At 63.4% G+C, this 22,442-nt stretch carries 14 protein-coding genes; 8 read left to right on the plus strand and 6 right to left on the minus strand.

The genetic code is table 11. The features are described from left to right. Window positions 1-28: 28 nt before the first annotated feature. Entirely contained in the window at window positions 29-1,234 is a 1,206-nt protein-coding gene (gene dapC, locus AAG793_RS03090; protein ID WP_341903859.1) for a succinyldiaminopimelate transaminase, read from the minus strand. Between the two features lie 336 nt (window positions 1,235-1,570). On the opposite strand from dapC, the gene smc reads away from it, so the two are divergent. The 6 genes from smc to AAG793_RS03120 all read left to right on the plus strand — a co-directional run bounded on the left by smc (window position 1,571) and on the right by AAG793_RS03120 (window position 9,961). Further along, window positions 1,571-5,107, plus strand: a complete 3,537-nt coding sequence (gene smc, locus AAG793_RS03095) for a chromosome segregation protein SMC (protein WP_341903862.1) — start codon at window positions 1,571-1,573, stop codon at window positions 5,105-5,107. Window positions 5,108-5,132: 25 nt separating this feature from the next. After that, on the plus strand, window positions 5,133-6,197 hold the full coding sequence (locus AAG793_RS03100) for a cell division protein ZipA C-terminal FtsZ-binding domain-containing protein (RefSeq protein WP_341903864.1): 1,065 nt from the start codon (window positions 5,133-5,135) through the stop codon (window positions 6,195-6,197). 41 nt (window positions 6,198-6,238) lie between these two features. Beyond that, window positions 6,239-8,341 carry an NAD-dependent DNA ligase LigA gene (gene ligA, locus AAG793_RS03105; RefSeq protein ID WP_341903866.1) on the plus strand — a complete coding sequence of 701 codons (2,103 nt, stop codon included), beginning with the start codon at window positions 6,239-6,241 and terminating at the stop codon, window positions 8,339-8,341. Between the two features lie 119 nt (window positions 8,342-8,460). Beyond that, a complete protein-coding gene (locus AAG793_RS03110; protein WP_341903868.1) occupies window positions 8,461-8,682 on the plus strand; it encodes a hypothetical protein in 222 nt (73 codons plus the stop codon). Between the two features lie 30 nt (window positions 8,683-8,712). Further along, complete coding sequence (gene def / locus AAG793_RS03115) at window positions 8,713-9,252, plus strand: peptide deformylase (RefSeq protein WP_341903870.1); 540 nt, start codon at window positions 8,713-8,715, stop codon at window positions 9,250-9,252. Next, complete coding sequence (locus tag AAG793_RS03120; RefSeq protein WP_341903872.1) at window positions 9,239-9,961, plus strand: methyltransferase domain-containing protein; 723 nt, start codon at window positions 9,239-9,241, stop codon at window positions 9,959-9,961. The genes def and AAG793_RS03120 overlap by 14 nt, the downstream gene beginning before the upstream one ends. A gap of 29 nt (window positions 9,962-9,990) precedes the next feature. On the opposite strand, the gene AAG793_RS03125 is transcribed toward AAG793_RS03120, so the two are convergent. Together AAG793_RS03125 and map are read right to left on the minus strand one after the other, a co-directional pair. Next, window positions 9,991-12,582, minus strand: coding sequence for a [protein-PII] uridylyltransferase (locus tag AAG793_RS03125; RefSeq protein ID WP_341903875.1), 2,592 nt, complete (start codon window positions 12,580-12,582; stop codon window positions 9,991-9,993). Between the two features lie 60 nt (window positions 12,583-12,642). Continuing rightward, window positions 12,643-13,686 carry a type I methionyl aminopeptidase gene (map, locus tag AAG793_RS03130; protein WP_341903878.1) on the minus strand — a complete coding sequence of 348 codons (1,044 nt, stop codon included), beginning with the start codon at window positions 13,684-13,686 and terminating at the stop codon, window positions 12,643-12,645. Between the two features lie 17 nt (window positions 13,687-13,703). On the opposite strand from map, the gene purL reads away from it, so the two are divergent. Both purL and AAG793_RS03140 read left to right on the plus strand, forming a co-directional pair. Next, a complete protein-coding gene (gene purL / locus AAG793_RS03135) occupies window positions 13,704-17,741 on the plus strand; it encodes a phosphoribosylformylglycinamidine synthase (RefSeq protein ID WP_341903881.1) in 4,038 nt (1,345 codons plus the stop codon). 76 nt (window positions 17,742-17,817) lie between these two features. Beyond that, a complete protein-coding gene (locus AAG793_RS03140; RefSeq protein WP_341903884.1) occupies window positions 17,818-18,789 on the plus strand; it encodes a tripartite tricarboxylate transporter substrate binding protein in 972 nt (323 codons plus the stop codon). 24 nt (window positions 18,790-18,813) lie between these two features. On the opposite strand, the gene AAG793_RS03145 is transcribed toward AAG793_RS03140, so the two are convergent. The 3 genes from AAG793_RS03145 to AAG793_RS03155 form a co-directional block, all read right to left on the minus strand. After that, window positions 18,814-20,418, minus strand: a complete 1,605-nt coding sequence (locus AAG793_RS03145; RefSeq protein WP_341903887.1) for a gamma-glutamyltransferase family protein — start codon at window positions 20,416-20,418, stop codon at window positions 18,814-18,816. Window positions 20,419-20,475: 57 nt separating this feature from the next. Continuing rightward, window positions 20,476-21,489: a tripartite tricarboxylate transporter substrate binding protein gene (locus AAG793_RS03150; protein WP_341903890.1), complete on the minus strand. Its 1,014-nt coding sequence runs from the start codon at window positions 21,487-21,489 to the stop codon at window positions 20,476-20,478. A gap of 108 nt (window positions 21,490-21,597) precedes the next feature. Next, window positions 21,598-22,398 (minus strand): ABC transporter substrate-binding protein, encoded by an 801-nt coding sequence (locus tag AAG793_RS03155; RefSeq protein WP_341903892.1) that lies wholly within the window; start codon window positions 22,396-22,398, stop codon window positions 21,598-21,600. Window positions 22,399-22,442 lie beyond the last annotated feature (44 nt).

Here is a 22,442-nt window from a genome sequence, read left to right on the forward strand (position 1 = left end):
TTATTTTTCAGGGCTGATGTTCAGTGAGTCAGTGAACTTTGGATTGGATGAATTGGACGATGCGCCCGGCGGCTTCCACACATTCGGCGGTTTCTGCCACCAGCGCCATGCGGATGCGGCCTGCGCCGGGATTGCTGCCCTGTGCATCGCGTGCTAGGTAACTGCCCGGCAACACCACCACATTGTAAAGAGCAAGCAGTTCTGCGGCGAAGGCCGTGTCGGAACCCCCAAACGCCGGTGGCACCGCCGCCCACAGGTAAAAACCGGCATCCGGCAGGGCCACGTCCATCACTGCTGCGAGCATTGGCGTGACTTTGGCAAATTTTTCGCGGTACATGGCCCGGTTCTCAATCACATGCTGCTCATCGCTCCAGGCGGCGATGCTGGCGGCCTGCACCACCGGGCTCATCGCGCTGCCGTGGTAAGTGCGGTAGAGCAGAAAGGGCTTGATGAGTGCAGCATCACCCGCCACAAAGCCGCTGCGCAGACCCGGCACATTGCTGCGTTTGGACAGGCTGGTCATGGCAATCAGGTTTTTGAAATCAGCCCGACCCAGCTGCGCAGCGGCCTGCAGACCGCCCAGCGGTGGTTCATCGCGGAAGTAGATTTCGCTGTAGCACTCGTCTGAGGCAATCACAAAGCCGTAGCGATCGCTCAGATCAAACAGCAGCTTCCATTCGTCCAGACCCATCACGGCGCCGGTGGGGTTGCCGGGCGAGCAGACAAACAGCAATTGCGTCTTGGCCCAGACCGATTCCGGCACGCTGGCCCAGTCGATGGCGAAGTTGCGCGCCGGATCGCTGGGGGCAAACCAGGTTTGGGCACCGGCCAGCAACGCCGCACCTTCGTAGATTTGATAGAAAGGATTGGGGGATACGACCGTTGCACCCGGCTTGCTCGGGTCAATCACCGTCTGCGCCAGCGAAAACAGGGCTTCACGGGAGCCATTGACCGGCAGGATTTGGGTCGCCGGGTCCAGCGCCAGACCGTAGCGCCGCGACAGCCAGTCGGCCATCGTCTGGCGCAGCTTGGGCTCGCCCAGCGTTCCCGGGTAACTGGCGAGGCCGCCCAGGCTGGCCGTCAGCGCGTCTTTCACCAGTTGTGGCGTGGCATGGCGCGGCTCGCCAATTCCGAGGCTGATGGGGCGGTAAGCGGGGTTGGGGGTGATGCCGGCGTGCAGCTGGCGCAGCCGCTCGAAAGGGTAGGGCTGAAGGCGGGAAAGCAGGGGATTCATGGCTGAATTATCCCGTCTGATACCGATGGTTCGCCTCGCTCCGGGGAATTGCTATCAAAAGTGCAGTGATAAACGTCCGCCACATGGGGGTGGTAGCGCAGACGGGCTGGCTTTTTTGTAATCGTTTTTACGTCTGCCGCGGCACCGGGAACAGTCTCAAAAGAACCCACCGGCAGGGTGAAACGGGCATTCGGCTCGGGTAACATGACGGGCCGGTTCCACGATGGCTCCTGCAGGGAATGGAACTGCTGCCGGACCTTCCGGGCTCTGACCCGATTCATCGGGCAGCCATCGGATTCCTCAGGTTCATCAGGTTCAAGAACAACAGGGACAGCTGTGCGCCTCAATTCGATCAAGTTATCCGGGTTCAAGTCTTTTGCTGAACCCACCAATTTCGTGTTGCCCGGCCAACTGGTCGGCGTGGTCGGCCCCAACGGTTGCGGCAAATCCAACATCATGGATGCGGTGCGCTGGGTGCTGGGCGAGAGCAAGGCCTCGGAGCTGCGTGGCGAGTCCATGCAGGACGTCATTTTCAACGGCACCAACACCCGCAAGCCGGCCAGCCGCTCCAGCGTGGAACTGGTGTTTGACAACGCCGACCACCGCGCCGGCGGCCAGTGGGGGCAATTTGCCGAGATCGCCGTCAAGCGCGTGCTCACGCGTGACGGCAACTCCAGCTACTTCATCAACAACCAGCCGGTTCGCCGGCGCGATGTGCAGGACGTGTTCCTCGGCACCGGCCTCGGCCCGCGCGCCTACGCCATCATTGGCCAGGGCACCATCAGCCGCATCATCGAGTCCAAGCCGGAGGAACTGCGACTCTTTCTCGAAGAAGCGGCGGGCGTGTCCAAGTACAAGGAACGCCGCCGCGAGACGGCCAACCGACTGACCGACACCCGCGAAAACCTTACGCGGGTCGAAGACATCCTGCGCGAACTCAATGCCAACCTGGACCGGCTGGAAAAGCAGGCCGAGGTCGCGCTGCGCTACAACACCCTGCAGGCCGACGGTGCGCTCAAGCAGCATCAACTGTGGTTCCTCAAACGCGCCGAAAGCGAAGCCGACCAGGCCCGCGTCAAGGCCGATGCCGAGAAGGCGGTGAATGATCTGGAAAGCCGGGTGGCCGATTTGCGCCACATCGAGGCCGATCTGGAAACCATTCGCCAGGCCCACTACGCGGCAGGCGATCAGGTCAACCAGGCGCAGGGCAAGTTGTATGAAGCCAGCGCCGAAGTCGGCCGGCTGGAGGCAGAAATCCGCTTTGTGGTCGATGGCCGCGTGCGGGTCGAGCAGCGGCTGAACCAGCTCCGCGAAAACACCGCGCAGTGGGCCACCCGCAAGGAAGATGCTGCAGCAGAAACCGAGAGTCTCGCCGCGCAGGCCGTGGAAGCCGAAGAAAAAGCCGAACTGCTCGCCGCCCAGACCGAAGAGCATCAGGGCCAGCTGCCAGCACTGGAAGACGCGCTGCGCCAGGCGCAGGCCAAGGCCAACGAGCAGCGGGCCAGCGTCGGCCAGGTGCAGCAGCAGATCCAGGTGCTCGCGGCAGACCAGCGCAACATTGAAGAACAGTCGCGCATGCTGTCACTGCGGCTGGAGCGCCTGACAGCTGACCGCAACGCCCTCAATGCGCCGGACGAAGCCCGACTGGTGAACCTCACCGGGCAATTGACTGCCGCGCAGGAAGCGCAGGAACTGGCCGAGGCCCGTCTGCACGAGCTGACGGAATCCGTGCCGCAACTGGACGAAGAACGCCGCACGCTGCAACAGACCGTCAATACTGAATCAGCCAAGCGCGCCGACCTGTCGGCCCGCATGGAGGCGCTCAAGGCGCTGCAGGAGAAGGTCAAGACCGACGGCAAGCTCAAGCCGTGGCTGGCGCAGCACGGCCTCGACAACCTGCAAGGTCTGTGGAGCCGCATTCACATCGAACAGGGCTGGGAAAATGCGCTCGAAGCCGCGCTGCGCGAACGCCTTGGCGCGCTGGAGGTCAGCCGGCTCGACATGGTGCGTGGCTTCGTCGGCAGCGACGGCCGTGGCGCACCGCCAGCCAAGCTCTCGTTCTACTCACCACCACAGGCGGCTGCGCCCACGCGCAGCAACTCTGGCATTACCCTGAAACCCCTGACGGACCTGCTGCGCCTGAACGACGCCGGGCAGTCGGCCTTGCTCGGCGACTGGCTGCAGGGCTGCTACACCGCTTCCAGCATCGAAGACGCGCTGGCCGCGCGCGACAAGCTGCAGGCTGGCGAAGTGATTTACGTCCAGAGCGGCCATGCCGTCACGCACCACAGCGTGAGTTTTTACGCGCAGGATTCCGAGCAGGCGGGCCTTCTCGCCCGTGCGCAGGAAATCGAAAACCTCGACAAGCAACTGAAGGCGCAGGCCCTGATCAGCGACGAAGCGCGCAGTGCGCTGGTGCGTGCCGAAGCAGCCTACGCCGATGCCGCGCAGCGACTGGCCACCGCCCGCCGGGAAGCGACCGAAGGGCAGAGCCGCACCCATGAGCTGCAGGTGGAAGTGCTGCGCCTCACGCAACTGGCCGAGCAGACCCGGGCGCGCAGCCAGCAGATTCAGGGCGACATGGCGGAAATCGAGGCGCAACTGTCTGATCTGCAGGAGCGCAAGGTCACGGCTGAAGCGCGCTTTGAAGAGCTCGACATGCAGCTGGCCGACAGCCAGGAGCGCCATGCGCAGCTCGATGACCGTGTGATCGAGGCCGAGCGCAAGCTGGGTGAATCGCGCGAGCAGCAGCGCACCCTGGAGCGCCAGGCGCAGGAAGCGCAGTTTGCGCTGCGTAGCCTCGCCTCACGGCGGGAAGAGCTGGCGCGCTCCATCGAGATCGCGGCACAGGAAGCCGCGTCGATTGCGACCGAGGAGGCGCGCGCCCGCGAAGAGCTCTCGCGCCTGACGGATGCGGCAGCCCAGGCGGGCCTGCAAAGCGCGCTGGCTGTCAAGCTGGAGCGCGAAGCCGATCTGGGTGCCAAGCGCAGCCAGTACGACGACCTGACCAACAAGCTGCGTGCCAGCGATGAGCGTCGCCTGCAACTCGAACGCGAGCTGGACCCACTGCGCCAGCGCATCACCGAATTCCAGCTGAAGGAGCAGGCCGCACGCCTCGGCCTGGAGCAATACACCCAGCTGCTGGCTGATGCACAGGCCGATCTGGCGGCTGTCGAGCAGTCCATCCAGACCGGCAATGTCCGCCTCGCGGGCTTGCAGGGCGAGATCGACCGCATCCACCGCGAAATCCAGTCGCTGGGCGCCGTCAACCTGGCTGCGCTGGAAGAGCTCAGCACCGCCCGCGAGCGCAAGCAGTTCCTCGACGCGCAGTCGGCCGACCTGAACGAGGCCATGGCGACGCTGGAAGACGCGATCAAGAAAATCGACATGGAAACGCGCGAGCTGCTCTCGAGCACGTTCGAGACCGTCAACGCCCATTTCGGCAAGATGTTCCCCGAGCTGTTCGGCGGTGGCAATGCGCGCCTGGTGATGACGGGCGAGGAGATCCTTGACGCCGGCGTGCAGGTCATGGCGCAGCCGCCCGGCAAGAAGAACCAGACCATCCATTTGCTCTCGGGCGGCGAGAAGGCCCTGACAGCGATTGCGCTGGTGTTTGCGATCTTCCAGCTCAACCCGGCGCCGTTCTGTCTGCTCGACGAGGTGGACGCGCCGCTGGACGACGCCAACACCGAACGCTATGCCAAGCTGGTTTCCAGCATGAGCCGCGAAACGCAGTTCCTGTTCATCAGCCACAACAAGATTGCGATGGAAATGGCCGAGCAGCTGATTGGCGTCACCATGCAGGAGCAGGGTGTGTCACGGATTGTGGCGGTGGACATGGAGGCCGCACTGGGCTTCGTGGAGGCTGCATGACCTTGCAGCAACCGGGAGCCGGCGCATGAGCACGCTGCAGATCGGTTTGGCCGTTGCGGGCGGTCTGGTGCTCGCCGCAGTGGTAGCGCACAGCGCCTGGTCGTCGCGCCGCAACTTGCCCAAGCGCGCCACACCGGCAGAAGTGGCATCGCCAGAGCCGGTGGAGCCTGCCGCAGACGGATCGCAGACGCTGGACGACCGGCAGGAACCCAGTTTTGACACCGATTCCGGACTCGGTTCCCTCACCAGGCTGACCTTGCCCGAGCGAAAGCCGGGGCTGGATGTGCTGATTGATGCGGTCGCCCCGGTGGCGGTGGAGTCTGTGGTGTCGGGCGAGGCGGCACTGGCCGCCATGCCAGCCACCCGCCGCGCCGGCAGCAAGGCATTTGGCGTCGAAGGGCTGAATGCCGCCACCGATGAATGGGAGTTTCCGTTGGCCGGCCAGCGCTACAGCGCGTTCCAGTGCGGCGTGCAACTGGCCAACCGCACTGGCGCGTTGAACCAGATTGAGTACTCCGAGTTCGTCATCAAGGCGCAGGCTTTTGCTGATGCGATTGGCGGCGAGCCAGAGTTTCCGGAAATGCTTGACGAAGTCGCCCGGGCCCGCGAACTGGACCAGTTCGCCAGCGCGCACGACGCGCAGCTCAGCTTTACCCTGCGTGCCACCAGCACCGCCTGGAGCCCCGGCTACGTGCAGCAGAACGCCGCGCGGCTGGGCTTTATTGCCGGCGCGATTCCCGGCCGTATGGTGCTGCCGGCGAGCCAGCAGGGCCTGGCGCCGATTCTGGGTCTGGCTTTCGACACGCAGGCCGCCATGGCCGACGACCCCGAGCAGACCGCGCTACGCGAACTGACGCTGTCGCTGGACGTACCACAGGTGCAGCGCAGCGAGCAGCCTTTTGCCCGCATGTGCGAGGTGGCGCTGGCGCTGGCCAAAAACATGGAAGGCGTCATCATCGACGACAACGGCCAGCCGATCCGGCCCGAGGCGATGGAGGTCATCCATGCTGATCTGGAACAGCTCTACGACACGCTCGATAGCCGCGAGTTTTCGGCTGGCTCCGTGCTGGGCCGGCGGCTTTTCTCTTGATCTCCCGCCCTCTAGCCTGATGGCTGATTGCCTTGCCGACCATGGCGACCCCTGATCTTTTTTCTGACAGTCCCGAGCCTGCTGCTCCTCCTGCATCGGTGTCACAACGGATGGCCGAGCTGCGCGCCACGCTGCATGAGCATGCCCATCGCTACTACGTGCTGGACGAACCGTCCATTCCAGACAGCGAGTACGACCGGCTCTTCCAGGAACTGCAGACGCTGGAAACGGCACACCCGGAGCTGCTGACCGCTGACTCGCCCACGAAGCGGGTGGGCGGCAAGCCGCTGGACCAGTTTGCCAGCGTGCGTCATCGGGTGCCCATGCTCAGCATCCGCACCGAAACCGATACCGAGGCGACTGGCGCGCAGGGCTTTGACACCCGGGTTCGCAAGGAGCTGGGCCTGGCCGAGTCCGAGCCGCCGGTCGAATATGTGGCCGAGCTGAAGTTTGATGGACTGGCCATGAGCCTGCGGTACGAAGATGGTGTGCTGGTGCAGGCCGCGACGCGTGGCGATGGTGAGGTGGGGGAAGAAGTGACCCAGAACATCCGCACTATCCGTCAGATCCCCTTGCGTTTACCAAAAGACGCGCCACCTGTGCTGGAAGTGCGCGGCGAGGTCTACATGCGCCGCGATGATTTTGAATCGCTCAACGAGAAGCAGCGGGAAAAAATTGCCCAGGGCGCCAAGGGTGAGAAGACCTTTGTCAACCCGCGTAACGCCGCTGCCGGCGCCGTTCGGCAGCTTGACCCGGCCATTGCCGCGCAGCGACCCCTGAGCTTTTTCGCCTACGGCCTCGGCGACATCACGCCGGCTGATCAGGGCGGCCCCGACTTTGGCACGCACTTCCAGATGCTGATGACGCTGAAGTCCTGGGGCTTTCCAGTGGCTGCGCAGACGCGTGTGGCGCGCGGTGCCACAGAGCTGATTGCCTTTCACCAGGCCATGGGCGCAGCGCGTGATGCACTGCCTTTTGACATTGACGGTGTGGTCTACAAGGTCAACAGCCTGGCGCAGCAGCGGCAACTCGGCTTTGTGACGCGGGAGCCGCGCTGGGCGGTGGCCCACAAGTACCCGGCGCAGGAGCAACTCACCACCGTCGAAGCGATTGACGTGCAGGTTGGCCGCACCGGCAAGCTGACGCCGGTGGCCAAGCTGGCACCGGTGTTCGTCGGCGGGGTGACGGTGACCAACGCCACGCTGCACAACGAGGACGAGGCCAGACGCAAGGATGTGCGCGTGGGTGACACCGTGGTGGTGCGGCGTGCCGGCGACGTGATTCCCGAGGTGGTTAGCGTGCTGGCCGACAAACGCCTGCCCGGCGCCCTGATGTTCACCATGCCGCGCCAGTGCCCGGTGTGCGGCTCCGAGGCGGTGCGGGAAGAGGGCGAGGCCGACTACCGCTGCACCGGCGGCCTGTTCTGCGCCGCCCAGCGCAAGGAAGCCATCCTGCATTACGCCCACCGCCGTGCGGTCGAGGTCGAAGGGCTGGGCGACAAGCTGGTGGAACAACTGGTCGATGCCAACGTCATCCGCACCTTGCCCGACCTCTACAAACTGGGCCTCACGGCGCTTGCCAGCCTGGACCGCATGGCGGAAAAATCTGCCAACAACCTGCTCGAAGCGCTGGAAAACTCCAAGCAGACCAGCTTGCCGCGTTTCCTGTTCGGGTTGGGCATTCGCCATGTGGGCGAGGCCACCGCCAAGGAGCTCGCGCGCCACTTTGGCAAGCTCGACGCCATCATGGACGCCACCGAGGCGCAATTGCTTGAGGTGAGCGACGTCGGGCCCATTGTGGCGGCCAGCATCCACACCTTCTTCGCGCAGCCGCACAACCGGGAGGTGGTCGAGCAGTTGCGGGCCTGCGGTGTCACCTGGCCCGAAGGTGAACCCGCTGCCGTCGCACCCAAGCCGCTGTCCGGAAAAACCTTCGTCATCACCGGCACCTTGCCCACGCTGAGCCGTGACGAGGCCAAGGATCGCGTCGAGGCGGCCGGTGGCAAGGTGGCCGGGTCAGTCAGCAAAAAGACCGATTTCGTGGTGGCCGGTGCCGAGGCCGGCAGCAAGCTGACCAAAGCCCAGGAACTGGGTGTGGCGGTGATCGACGAGGCGGCGTTGTTGGAGATGCTGGCTGGCACCTGAGCGGTGCAACGCCTGTGAGCGGCCTGAACCGCTTACAGGGGGTTACAGCACTTTGCGCGCCAGATGTCACGCCGTGGGCCGTTGCTGTACGTTGAACACCTGTTCCAACAGGAGTTCATATGACCTTGACGCGTTTTTCTGCTTTGGCGGCTGTTGCCGGCTTGACCGTTCTGCTTTCAGGCTGTGTGGTGGCACCGGTGGGTTACCGCCCGGTGGGGGTATACCAGACCCAGCCCGTGTATGCAGAGCCTGCGCCTGTCGTCGTGGTTCCTGCACCCGGGTACTACGGCTATCGCAGCTATCGCGGGCCCTACGGGCACCGTCATCGCCACTGGCGCTGAGCTGATGGGCTGAGGACGGATAATCCGTCCATGGCCATTCGTGAAATTCTCAAGATGGGTGATCCGCGCCTGCTGCGTGTGGCGCAGCCCGTGACGGCTTTCGACACCGATGAGCTGCATCTGCTGATTTCCGACATGTTCGACACCATGCGCTCCGTCAATGGTGCTGGCCTTGCCGCGCCACAGATTGGTGTGGATTTGCAACTCGTCATTTTCGGTACCGACCAGATCAATCCCCGTTACCCGGAAGCACCAGTGGTGCCGCGTACGGTGCTGCTCAATCCAGTGATCACGCCTTTGAGCGCGGCCGAGGAAGACGGCTGGGAAGGTTGCCTGTCGGTGCCCGGCCTGCGCGGCGTGGTGCCGCGTTTTGCCAGCATCCGTTACACCGGCATGGACCCCTACGGCGACCCGATTGACCGGGTGGCTAATGGCTTTCATGCCCGCGTGGTGCAGCATGAATGTGACCACCTGATCGGCAAGCTCTACCCGATGCGGATTCGCGACTTCACTCAATTCGGCTACACAGACGTGCTGTTTCCCGGTCTGGATGCCGGTGACGACGACTGAAACTCAGCCCGATTCCGATCCCGGTTACCAGACCAAACTCGAAACCATCACCGGCACAGGGGCAGACCTGCAACTGCGCTCGTTGCTGGACAGGCAGCAGTTCCATGACCCCAATGGAGAGGCTGAGCGTGCCGGAATTTCGTCGTCGGCGTGGCCGATTTTTGGCCTGCTCTGGCCTTCAGGCCGTGTGCTGGCGCACGTGATGCAAACCCACGAGTTGCAGGGAAAACGGATTCTGGAACTGGGCTGCGGGCTGGGTCTTGCGAGTCTGGTGGTTCACCGGCGTGGGGGCGACATCACGGCCAGTGACTGCCATCCGCTGGCAGGCGCGTTTCTGGTGAAAAACCTGCGACTGAACAGCATGCCCGCGATGAAGTACCAGACAGGCCACTGGGCACGCGCCAATCCCTTGCTGGCCCGATTTGACCTCATCATCGGCAGCGATGTGCTCTATGACCGCGATCAGCCGGCGATTCTGGCGCGCTTCATCGGCCTGCATGCGGCCGAAGGGGCTGAGGTGCTGATCGTGGACCCGGACCGTGGCAACCGGAGCAGTTTCAACCGTCAGATGGGCGCCATGGGCTACGACCGCACCGAAACCCGCTACCGCACAGCGCCCGGTCTGGCGGGCCCGTACAAGGGCAGGTTGCTGCGCTACCAGAGTGCTGCGATCACGCCGACACAGATGGTGGCTCCGCCTGACGCCTGAGCCACTCGCTGTAATCGCGGTGTGCAGCCTCAGGCACCCAGGGCTTCGAGCAGCTCCGTTTCAATGGCGATCTGCGCCTTGTTCTGCTGCAGCTCGGGGCCATCGATGAGGAAAGTGTCTTCCACCCGCTCGCCCAGCGTGGTGACCTTGGCCAGCTGCAGATTGATGCGGTGGCGGGCCAGCACACGGGCAATGAGATAAAGCAGACCCACGCGGTCGCTGGCCGATACGGTGAGCAGCCAGCGCTGGGCTTTTTCGTCGGGACGCAGGTCCACGCGCGGCGCGATCGGAAAGCTCTTGACCCGGCGCGAGACCCGGCCTTTGCCGGGGGAGGGCAGCGGGCCGCGCTCCTCGATGGTCCGGTCCAGGTCGGCCTCGACCATCGCGGCCAGTTCGCGGTAGTGCTCACCCAACGTGGGGCTCACCACCTGGAAGGTGTCCAGCGCATAGCCGTTGCGGGCAGTGTGGACCTTGGCATCCAGAATGCTGAAGCCAGCCTCGTCAAAGTAGCCGCAGATGCGGGCGAACAGATCGGGTGCATCCGGCGTGTAGACCAGCACCTGCATGCCCTCGCCAGCCAGAGAGCGGCGGGCACGGACAATGCCCTTGGCCTTGCCGACATGGCGTGAGAGCTGGCGGGCGTGCCAGGCGATATCGGCCGCTTCATGGCGCATGAAGTAGCTCACGTCCAGCGTGTCCCACAGGGCCTTGTGTGACTCGAATGGCTCGGAATGCAACGCTAGTGCGGTCAAGGCCTCGCGTTTGCGCGATTCGACTTCCGCATCGGCATCGGGCGCACGGCCGCCCAGCACCCGCAGGGTGTAGCGGTACAGGTCTTCCAGCAGCTTGCCCTTCCAGGCGTTCCACACCTTCGGGCTGGTTCCGCGGATGTCGGCCACCGTCAGCAGGTACAGGGCCGTCAGGTTGCGTTCATTGCCGACACGCTTGGCAAAAGCGGCGATCACTTCGGGGTTGCTCAGGTCTTCCTTCTGGGCGATGCGGCTCATGCTCAGGTGCTCGCCAACCAGAAACTCGATCAGTTTGGCGTCGGGGCGGGCAATGCCGTGCTGGCGGCAGAAGGTGCGTACATCCTTGCAGCCCAGCTCGGAGTGGTCGCCGCCCCGGCCTTTGGCGATGTCGTGAAACAGCGCTGCCACATACAGAATCCACGGCTTGTCCCAGCCGGCCGCCAGTTGCGAGCACATCGGGTACTCGTGCGAATGCTCGGCCATGAAGAAGCGGCGCGCGTTGCGCAGCACCATCAAGATGTGCTGGTCCACCGTGTACACATGGAACAGGTCGTGCTGCATCTGCCCGACGATGCGGCGGAAGATCCACAGGTAGCGCCCCAGCACTGAGGTCTGGTTCATCAGCCGCATGGCGTGCGTGATGCCCTCGGGCTGCTGCAGGATGCGCAGGAACATGGCGCGGTTGGCCGGGTCACTGCGGAACTTGCCGTTCATCACGCCGCGGGCGTTGTACAGCGCCCGCAGCGTTCGCGCCGACAGGCCCTTGATGCCCACCGTGGTTTCGTAGAGCAAAAAGGTTTCAAGAATCGCATGCGGCTCGCGCACGTAGAGGTCATCACTGACGACTTCCAGCATGCCCGCCTTGTCGTGAAAGCGCTCGTTGATCGGCCGCAAGGTCGACGTGTTGGGGTTCAGGCGCTCTTCAATATTGAGCAGCAGGATCTGGTTGAGCTGCGTCACCGCCTTGGCGGCCCAGTAGTAGCGCTTCATCAGCGCCTCGCTGGCGCGGCGTGGCAGTTTGCGGCCATCGTCGGTTTCGGCCTTGTAGCCAAACGATTCGGCCACTGCGGTCTGCAGGTCGAACACCAGGCGGTCCTCGCGGCGCCCGGCGAGCAGATGCAGGCGGGCACGGATCAGGCTCAGCAGCGCTTCGTTGGCCTTGATCTGCCGCACTTCAAAGGCGGTGGCCAGGCCGTTGCGGGCCAGGTCGTCCCATGATTTGCCCAGACCGGCAGCGCGGGCGACCCACAGCACGACCTGCAAATCGCGCAGCCCGCCGGGTGATTCCTTGCAGTTGGGCTCCAGCGCGTAAGGCGTGTTCTCGAACTTGTTGTGGCGTTGGCGCAGTTCCAGCGTCTTGGCCACGAAAAAAGCCTGCGGGTCAATCAGGGCGGCGAGTTCACTCTCCAGGCGCGCAAACTGCTTGCGCGGCCCCGAGATCAGGCGGGCTTCCAGCAGCGAGGTCTGTACCGTCACGTCCTTGGCGGCTTCTTCCAGGCAGTCGGCCAGCGTGCGCACGCTGGAGCCGATTTCCAGTCCGCTGTCCCAGCAACTGCCGATGAAGCGTTCGATCCGGCTTTTGAGGGCAGCGTCGGTCCCTGCATCGGTGCCGTCGGGCAGCAGGAGCAGCACATCCACATCGGAATGCGGAAACAGCTCGCCTCGACCAAAGCCGCCGACGGCTACCAGGCAGACTTCTGGCGGAAATTCCGCAGCCGCCCACAGCTGCTTGAGGATGCCGTCGGTGTGGCGGGCCAGCTTTTGCAGCAGGCTGTGCAGCCCGCGTGAGGAGGCACCGCTCCCGGCGAGGCTGTCCCACAGGGCCGCCTTGCCGCTGCGGTATTGCTCACGGGTCTGCGTCAGCTCGTTCATGCGTTCATGCGTGTATGCGGGCCGCAGGTCCGATGTGCCGGCGTGGGAGGCTCGTGAAGGTCAAGCGCTGACCGCAAGCGGTGCGGGCACGTCCTGACGCGGCACAAACGAAGGAATCGCCGGGCTGCCCGCCGAGATCGTCAGCACCTCGTAGCCGGTGGGCGTGACCAGAATGGTGTGCTCCCACTGGGCCGAGAGCGAATGGTCGCGCGTCACGATGCTCCAGCCATCCTTCTCGGGCCCGTCCTTGATGTCGCGCTTGCCGGCGTTGATCATGGGTTCGATGGTAAAGGTCATTCCCGGCACCAGCTCTTCGAGCGTGCCGGGCCGGCCATAGTGCAGCACCTGCGGGTCTTCGTGGAATTTGGTGCCAATACCGTGCCCACAGAACTCGCGGACCACTGAATAACCGTGTTTCTCGGCATAGGTCTGAATGGCATAGCCAATATCGCCCAGGCGCACACCCGGCTTGACCCGCATGATGCCCTGCCACATGGCTTCGTAGGTGACCTGGCACAGGCGTTTGGCCGCAATCGAGGCTTCGCCCACCAGGTACATGCGGCTGTTGTCGCCATGCCAGCCGCCTTCAATGATGACGGTCACATCGATGTTGACGATGTCGCCTTTCTTCAGCGGCTTGTCGTTCGGAATGCCGTGGCAGACCTGGTGATTGACTGAGGTGCACAGGGATTTGGGGTAGGGCACATAACCCGGAGGGCCGTAGCCCAGCGTGGCCGGGATGGTGCCCTGCACCTTGGTCATGTAGTCGTGGGCGAGGCGGTCGATTTCGTTGGTGGTGACCCCCGGCTTGACGAAAGGCGTGAGGTAATCGAGCACCTCGGAAGCGAGCCTTCCGGCCAGGCGCATGCCTTCGATTCCTGCGGCGTCTTTGTAGGTAATGCTCATGCCCGAATTATCCCACTGCATGGCGTGAACCGCTTTTTCCGGGAGCGCCCGGGGGCTTTGGTCCGAACGCCATCGGCCAGGGCTTTGAAGGCCGGGCCGGACGGCATGCGCTGGTAAAATTCGGCTTTCCGCGAGTGCCCCGAGGTGCTCTGCTGCCCCGTTCCCCCATCTTCCAGCCCCGCGCTGCCCATTTCCCACTACAAGGCCACCGCACCGTGACCCTGCACCTGACGACTTTCGAGGGCGAGCCGCACGGCATCAATGCCCTGAGCGATTTCCGTATCCAGCAACTGCTTCCCCGCCTGCAGGCCATCGAGGGCAAGATTTCCGGCATCAGCGCCCGCTTTGTCCATTGGGTGGCCACCGAGTCTGAACCCACACCTGCGCTGAAGGCCCAGCTGGCAGCCCTGCTGACCTATGGCGAGCCTTGCCCTGCAGCGCCTGCAGGTGCAGACCGCTCGGGTGACTTGACCTTGCTGGTCTCGCCTCGCGTGGGCACTGTGTCGCCCTGGGCGTCCAAAGCCACCGACATTGCCCACAACTGCGGGCTGGCCGTCAAACGCATCGAGCGCATCACCGAGTACCGCATCACCCTCAAATCCGGGTTCTTCAGCAAAACCGCCCTGACCGAAGCCCAGCGCGCGGAAGTTGCAGCCTTGCTGCATGACCGCATGACCGAAAGCGTGCTGTCCAGCCGCGAGGAGGCCGCCAAGCTGTTCATCGAACTGAAGGGCGCGCCGCTGCAAAGCATCGACGTGCTGGCCGGCGGCAAGGCGGCGCTGGAGCGGGCCAACAGCGAGTTTGGCTTGGCCTTGGCAGCCGACGAGATCGACTATCTGGTGAACGCCTTCAGCCAGCTTAAGCGCAACCCGACGGATGTCGAGCTGATGATGTTCGCGCAGGCCAACAGCGAGCATTGCCGCCACAAGATTTTCAATGCCGATTTCACGATTGATGGCGTCGCACAGGACAAGAGCCTGTTTGCCATGATCCGCAACACCGAAAAGCTGCACCCGCAGCACACGGTGGTCGCTTATTCCGACAACGCCTCGGTGATGGAAGGCTCGCGCGTTCAGCGCTTCTTTGCCAAGCCTGCCCCGGCTGCAGGCAACGCCCGGACGGCATATCAAACCTACACGGCCACCGACAACGCGCTGATGCATGTGCTGATGAAGGTCGAGACGCACAACCACCCGACGGCGATTTCGCCGTTTCCGGGTGCCTCGACCGGCGCAGGCGGCGAGATCCGCGACGAAGGTGCCACCGGTCGTGGCTCCAAACCGAAGGCTGGCCTGACAGGTTTTACCGTGTCCCGTCTGTTCGATGGAGACTACGGAAAGCCCGAGCACATCGCCAGCCCGCTGCAGATCATGACCGAAGGCCCGCTGGGCGGCGCCGCCTTCAACAACGAGTTCGGCCGGCCCAACCTGGCGGGTTATTTCCGCGAGTACGAACAGACCGTCGCCGGCCAGCGCTGGGGCTATCACAAGCCCATCATGATTGCGGGTGGCGTCGGCACCATTGCTGCTGACCTGACGAAGAAAATCCAGTTCCCGGCCGGCACCCTGCTGATCCAGCTCGGCGGCCCTGGCATGCGCATCGGCATGGGCGGCAGTGCAGCCAGCTCCATGGCGGCAGGCGCCAACGCCGCCAGCCTCGACTTTGACTCGGTGCAACGCGGCAACCCGGAGATCGAGCGCCGGGCGCAGGAAGTCATCAACCAGTGTGCCCAGCTGGGCGCCGCCAACCCGATTCTGGCGATTCATGACGTCGGCGCAGGTGGCTTGTCGAATGCTTTCCCCGAGCTGGTCAACGACGCGGGCCGCGGTGCGCGCTTTGACCTGCGTGCGGTACCGCTGGAAGAAAGCGGCCTGTCACCCAAGGAAATCTGGAGCAACGAGAGCCAGGAACGCTACGTGATGGCGATTGCACCTGAATCGCTGGCGCAGTTCACTGCCTTTTGCGAGCGCGAGCGGTGTCCGTTTGCGGTGATTGGCGTGGCAACCGAAGAGAAGCAGCTGGTGCTGTCGGACGCCGACAAGGCGCCACCGGTGGATATGCCCATGAATGTTTTATTGGGTAAACCGCCCAAGATGCACCGGGATGTCAAACGCGTCACCCATTCAGTCCAGCCCATCGATCTGACCGGCGTGGACCTGCAGCAAAGCGCGATCAAGGTGCTCAGCCACCCTACCGTGGCATCCAAACGCTTCCTCATCACCATCGGCGACCGCACCGTGGGCGGCCTGACCCATCGTGACCAGATGGTGGGCCCGTGGCAGGTGCCAGTCGCCGACTGCGCAGTGACGCTGGCCGACTACCAGGGCTTTGCCGGCGAAGCCATGAGCATGGGCGAGCGCACTCCGCTGGCAGCCATGGGCTCAGGTGGTGCCGCAGCATCCGGCCGCATGGCGGTGGGCGAGGCCATCACCAATCTGTTGGCGGCACCGATGGAGTTGCCACGCGTGAAGCTCTCGGCCAACTGGATGGCCGCCTGTGGCGAGCCCGGGCAGGATGCGGCGCTGTACGAGACCGTCAAGGCGGTCGGCATGGAGCTGTGCCCGGCACTGGGCGTGTCGATTCCGGTCGGCAAAGATTCGCTGTCGATGCGCACGGTGTGGTCAGACGGTGGCGAAGCCAAAAAGGTCACCGCGCCGGTGTCACTGATCGTCAGCGCCTTCGCCACGCTGGCCGATGTGCGCACCACACTCACGCCGCAACTCAATGCAGAGGAAGCCGACACCACGCTGATCCTGATCGATCTGGGCAAAGGCAAAAAGCGCATGGGCGGCTCCATCCTCGCGCAGACCCTGCAGATGGAGCAGGGCGAGGTGCCCGACCTCGACGACCCGCAGGACCTGGTGAATCTGGTCCATGCGATCAACCAGCTCCGCAGCGAGGGGCAGATTCTGGCCTACCACGACCGCAGCGACGGCGGCCTGTTCGCCGCGGCCTGCGAGATGGCTTTTGCCGGCCATGTCGGCGTGGCGCTGAACATCGACATGCTGCTGGTCGAAGGCGACGGCATCACCGACAGCCGCATGGACACCGGTGACAGCAAGAACTGGGCGACGCAGGTCGGTGCTCGCCGCGAAGAGCTGACGCTCAAGGCGCTGTTCAATGAAGAACTGGGCGTGTTGATCCAGGTCCGTACCGAGGCACGCAACGCCGTGATGCAGACGCTGCGCGAACACGGTCTGTCCAAATTCAGCCACTTTGTCGGCAAGACTCGGCCCGCGCATGCGGCACTCGATGTGGGCAAGGGCGAGTTTCAGGTCTGGCGCGACACCAAGGCGGTGTTCAGCGCCAAGCTGGAAGACCTGCACCAGGTCTGGGATGCCGTGAGCTGGAAGATCTGCCAGCAGCGCGACAACCCGGCCTGTGCCGATGCCGAGCACGCGGCCGCCGGGGCGCCTGCTGACCCGGGTTTGCATGTGCACCTGAGCTTTGATCCCTCCAAGGCGCAGGCGCCAGCGCTGAACCTGTCGGCGCGCCCGCGCGTCGCCGTGCTGCGGGAGCAGGGCGTCAATTCGCATGTCGAGATGGCGTATGTCTTCACGCAAGCGGGCTTCGAGGCTTGCGACGTGCACATGACTGATCTGCAGACCGGCCGCGCGCAGCTGGCCGACTTCAAGGGTGTGGTGGCCTGTGGTGGCTTCAGCTATGGCGACACGCTGGGTGCCGGTATCGGCTGGGCCCGATCCATCACCTTCAACGAGGCCTTGTCAGAACAGTTCAAAACCTTCTTTGCGCGGCAGGACACCTTCGGTCTGGGTGTTTGCAACGGCTGCCAGATGTTTGCTGAACTGGCCGACATCATTCCGGGCGCCGAGGCTTGGCCGCGATTTACCACCAACCGCAGTGAACGCTTTGAGGCCCGCCTGAGCCAGGTGGAAATCCTGCCGTCGCCCAGCATCTTCTTTGCGGGAATGGCCGGCACCCGGTTGCCGATTGCGGTGGCGCATGGCGAGGGCTATGCCAACTTCGCCCGGCGCGGCGACGCCAGCAAGGCCATCGCCGCCATGCGTTTCACCGACAACCACGGCCAGCCGACGGAAGCCTACCCGGCCAATCCGAACGGAAGCGCAGGCGGCCTGACGGCGGTGACCACGGCAGATGGTCGTTTCACCGCAATGATGCCGCACCCGGAACGTGTCTTCCGCAATGTGCAGATGAGCTGGACCTCAGGCGACCGCAGTGCGGCCAGCCCCTGGATGCAGCTCTGGCACAACGCCCGCCGCTGGGTGGGTTGACCCTTGCGCGCACGTCTACCGCACACGTTTGCTGCGCACGTTTTTTGCATGCCCGATCGCTTTACGAAAGACCTCAATGAAAAGAATTCTCACGGCTTGCCTGATCGGATGGACCGGTTTGTTGGTGGCTCCACTGGTACATGCCCAAAGCTATCCGGCCAAGCCCGTACGTCTGGTGGTTCCGTTTCCAGCCGGCGGCGCAACCGATGTGCTGGCGCGCACCATCAGTCAGAAAGCCTCGGAAAAACTGGGTCAGCAGATCGTCATCGACAACCGTCCCGGTGCGGGCGGCACGATTGGCTCTGATCTCGTAGCCAAGGCTGCACCAGACGGTTACACGCTGCTGATTGCGACTGGCAGCACGCATTCGATCGGTCCGGTGGTTAATCCGAAGATCCCGTACAACGTCGAGCGCGACTTTGTACCCATCGTCGATGTCGCCAAAACCACGACTGTTCTGGTCGTCCCCACCCAGCTGCTTGCCAAAAATCTCAAGGAATTCATCGCGCTGCTCAAAGCCAATCCTGGCAAATTCAACTATGGCTCAAGCGGCAACGGCACCAACAGCCATCTGAGCGGTGAATTGTTCAAGGCACAGACCGGCGTTTTCATGACCCACATCCCATACCGCGGCACGGGCCTGGTGCTGACCGACATGATGTCGGGTCAGATCCAGATGCTGATGGACAACTATGTGACGGCGCAGCCTCACATCAGGGACGGCAAGATTCGCGTGCTGGGTGTCAGCAGCTTGCAGCGCCTGCCCTTCATGCCAGATGTTCCCACGCTGGACGAGCAGGGGCTCAAGGGCTTTGAGGTCAGCAACTGGTTTGGAATTTACGCGCCTCAGGGCACTGGCGCCGAGGTGATTGCCAAAGTCAACACGGCTTTCAATCAGGCGCTTCAGGATCCGGAGTTGCAAAAACGCCTGGGCCAACTGGGAGCCACGCCAACCGGCGGCACCCCTGCGCAGATGGCCAAGGTGGTTTCCGCTGACACCGTCAAGTGGTCCAAGCTGATCAAGGACCGCAAGTTGATCGTGGAGTAAGTCCGCCGGGAGGGCGGCCAGAAGTTACATACCGACCGGGTAGCCGTCCTTGCGATGGTCTGATGCAGCGATGTAGCCGTGTGCGGTTTTCATCGCCATCTGCGCACAACCGAATTCAGTGTCAAAACGCGGGGCGACTTTCACCTGATGGCCACGCGCAACCAGGCCGTCTATGGCCTCACGCGAGAAATTCCATTCCACAGCGACCGTGCTGTTGTCGTCCATCACCCGCCAGCGCGGGGCGTCACTGGCAACTTGCGGGTTCTGACCGTAATCGGCGATCCGTGAAGTCACTTGCACGTGGCCCTGCGCCTGCATGGAGCCGCCCATCACGCCAAAGCTCATCAGCGGTGCGCCGTCGCGGGTCAGAAACCCCGGGATGATGCTGTGAAATGGCCGCTTGCCAGGCGCCACCTGATTTGGATGTCCGGGCTTGAGGTTGAAGCCCCAGCCCCGGTTGTGCAGCGCGATGCCGGTGTTGGGAACCACAACGCCCGAGCCAAAACCCTTGAAGTTGGACTGGATGAACGACACCATCATGCCGCTCTGGTCTGCCGTCGTCAGGTAGACCGTGCCGCCACTGTGCGGAGAACCGGGGCGCGGCGTTGCAGCGCGATCCGGGTCGATCAACCTGGCGCGGGACGCTAGATAGTCGCTGTCGAGCAAATCGGAGGCCTTGACCGTCTGCATGGCATCCGGGTCCGCTACGAACTCATGCAGGTCGGCAAAAGCCAGTTTCATGGCCTCGATTTGCAGGTGCTGCGACAACGCTGAGTCAACGCCCGCAGCGCGAAGATCGAAATGCGCGAGCATGCCGAGTGCCATCAGCGCACCTATGCCCTGACCGTTGGGGCCTATCTCCAAAAGCGTGACATCGCGGTAGCGCATGGAGATGGGCTCGACCCAGTCGGCCTGATGCGCAGCAAGGTCCGCTTCTTCAATCAGGCCACCGGTGCTGCGAGCATGATCGGCGATGGCTTTGGCCAGAGCACCATGATAGAAATCGTCGCCCTTGCTCTTCGCGATGCTTTCCAGCGTGGTGGCCTGACCAGGACAAATGAAATGCTCCCCTGGCAAAGGGGCGCGCCCCTGCGGCGCGAATGCCTCCCGGTAGCCAGGCTGCGGCAGCATCTCGGCCACTTGGGCCTGCCACTGCCGGTGCACCGTGGGTGACACCATGAAGCCCTCGCGCGCATGACGCAGTGCCGGCTCAAAAAGGTCGGCAAAGGGCAGGGCACCCCAGCGGTCTGACAAGGCGCGCCACGCAGACACCGTTCCAGGAACGGTGACGGAATCCCAGCCTCGCAGCGGCATCGCGTCATAGCGAGAAAAGTGCTCAGGCGTCCACTTGCGCGGCGCACGCCCGGACGCATTCAGGCCATGCATCTGTTTGCCGTCCCACACGATTGCAAAAGCATCGCCACCAATGCCATTCATGCAGGGCTCGACCACCGTGAGCGTGATGGCGGTGGCCAATGCCGCGTCGACGGCGTTGCCGCCGCGCGCCAGTGTGAGCAGACCGGCCGCCGAGGCCAGCGGCTGCGAGGTGCTGACCACGTTGCGGGCCAGCAAGGGCATGCGCTGTGAGGTGTAGGGGAAAGACCAGAACGACGAAGAATCAGAAGACATGAAAAGCGCTTTGAAAACCTGGAAAACTGTGGGGCAGCGTGGCGCTGCGAAGGGCAATCAGTCTAGCTTGACTTTGGCTGCCTCTACCGCCTTGCCCCAAACGCGGAACTCCTGCTCGGTGATCGTGGCGAATTCCTCCGGAGGCATGAACTTCAGGTCCACGCCTTGTTCCTGCATGCGCTGCTTGAGTTCAGCAGAGCCCAGAGCGGTCTGCACGGCTTTGGACAAGGCGGCCAGGATCGGAGCGGGCGTGTTCTTGGGTGCGGCCAGACCAAAGTAATTGTTGGCCTCGAAGCCCTTGAGACCACTTTCATCGACTGTGGGGACGTTGGGCAACAGACCGACCCGCTTGCTGGAGGCCACGGCCAGAACCTTCAAGCGCCCCGATTTGACGTGCGGCAGGGAGGCTGGAATGCTGTCAAACATCATGCTGGCGGTGCCGGCGATGAGATCGGGCAGCGCCTGTGAGCTGCCCTTGTAGGGCACGTGAACCAGATCAAGGCCTGCGATGTTCTTGAACACTTCAGATTCCAGATGAGACAGCGTTCCCGCCCCTTGCGAGGCAAAGTTGTACTTGCCGGGCGATGCCTTGATGTAGCTGATCAGCTGCGGAACGGTATTCACCGGCAGCGAGGCTGGGACCACCAGCATGTGTGGAACGGTGGCCACCCCGGCGATCACCGCAAAATCCTTGATCAGATGGGCAGGATGCGTGGAATAGGCTGAAGCCGCAATTGCCGCATTGGTGGTGGACGACAGGTAGATCGTGTAGCCATCCGGGGTGGCTTTGGATGCATAGGCCATCCCGATGTAGCCACCAGCGCCGGGTTTGTTCTCGATCACAACCGTCTGCCCCAAGACCTCGCCAAGCTTCTGTCCGATGGCGCGCGCCAGGATGTCTGATGCACCCGCTGGTGGGAAAGACAGCACGAGAGATATCGGGCGCTCGGGGTAGGCCGCATGGGCCCATCCGCTCATCAGCGTCACGGCGCCGAGGACAAGAGCAGAAAGAAAGGACCTGGCAGACCGCAGGCCTGAGACTGAAAATGCACTACCGGTGAGTCTGGACATGATTGACCTTAAAGTGAGCAGTTGAGAATGTTGGAGGCCCCCGAAGCAGGTGCGCCGCACAACTAACTGCATGCAACTTTCAGGCCAATCGCCAATAAGTAGCCTTGTTTACCGGGGCTGTGCCGCGGCCACCGAAGCGCCTTCGATGCTGTGACGCTGCAGCGCAGCGGCCACAAAGCCGGACGCCTTCATCTCTTCGATGAAGTTGGTGACGTAGCGCGCCCCGGCATCACGGCCCTTGGGGAGACCCATGGCCTGCTGGATCACCATGAAACGGCCGTCCAGCAGCCGCAGCCCGGGCAGCCGTTTGGCGTCGGCCTGCAGTTGCTGCTTCACACCCGCCGCCACTTCCATGTTCTGTGCAAGGAAGACATCGGTCACGGTGGGTGAGGTGGGCGCCTTCACCAGTTTGGCGGCCTTCAGTTCGCGTGTGAGGAAAAGGTCATACGCGCTGCCGTTGCCAACGACGATGCGGTTGCCCGGGCGGTCTACCTCGTCATTGCTCTTGATCGGTGAATTGTTCTTCACCAGATACGCGCCTTCAATGATCACGTAAGGCGGCGTCTGCAGCATGTCGGCGCCGCGCACCGGGTCGATCGCGACAAAGGCGATGTCCACCTGCGCTGCCTTGACGGCTTCAACCACGCGGCCCGCCGAGGTGAAAGTCACCAGTTCAACCGGCACGCCCAGCCGCTTGCCCAGTTCGCGCGCCAGATCAACCGAGACGCCCTTGGGCTCCCCGGTGGCGGCATCTTTCACGGCGAGGATGGGATTGCCAAAGTTGATGGCCGCCTTCAGCTTGCCGCCCGGTGCCAGCTCGGCCACCGGTGCAGCGGGCTTTGAGGCGCAGGCCAGCAGCAGGGTGGATATGCCACACACCACCACCGTACGAAAGATTTGTCTCAGCATGCATGTCTCCTTCAATAATAAGTACACGAATTATTTGACATGCC

This window comes from Polaromonas sp. YR568, assembly GCF_943372955.1.
In the GTDB taxonomy this organism is placed as follows: domain Bacteria; phylum Pseudomonadota; class Gammaproteobacteria; order Burkholderiales; family Burkholderiaceae_C; genus Polaromonas.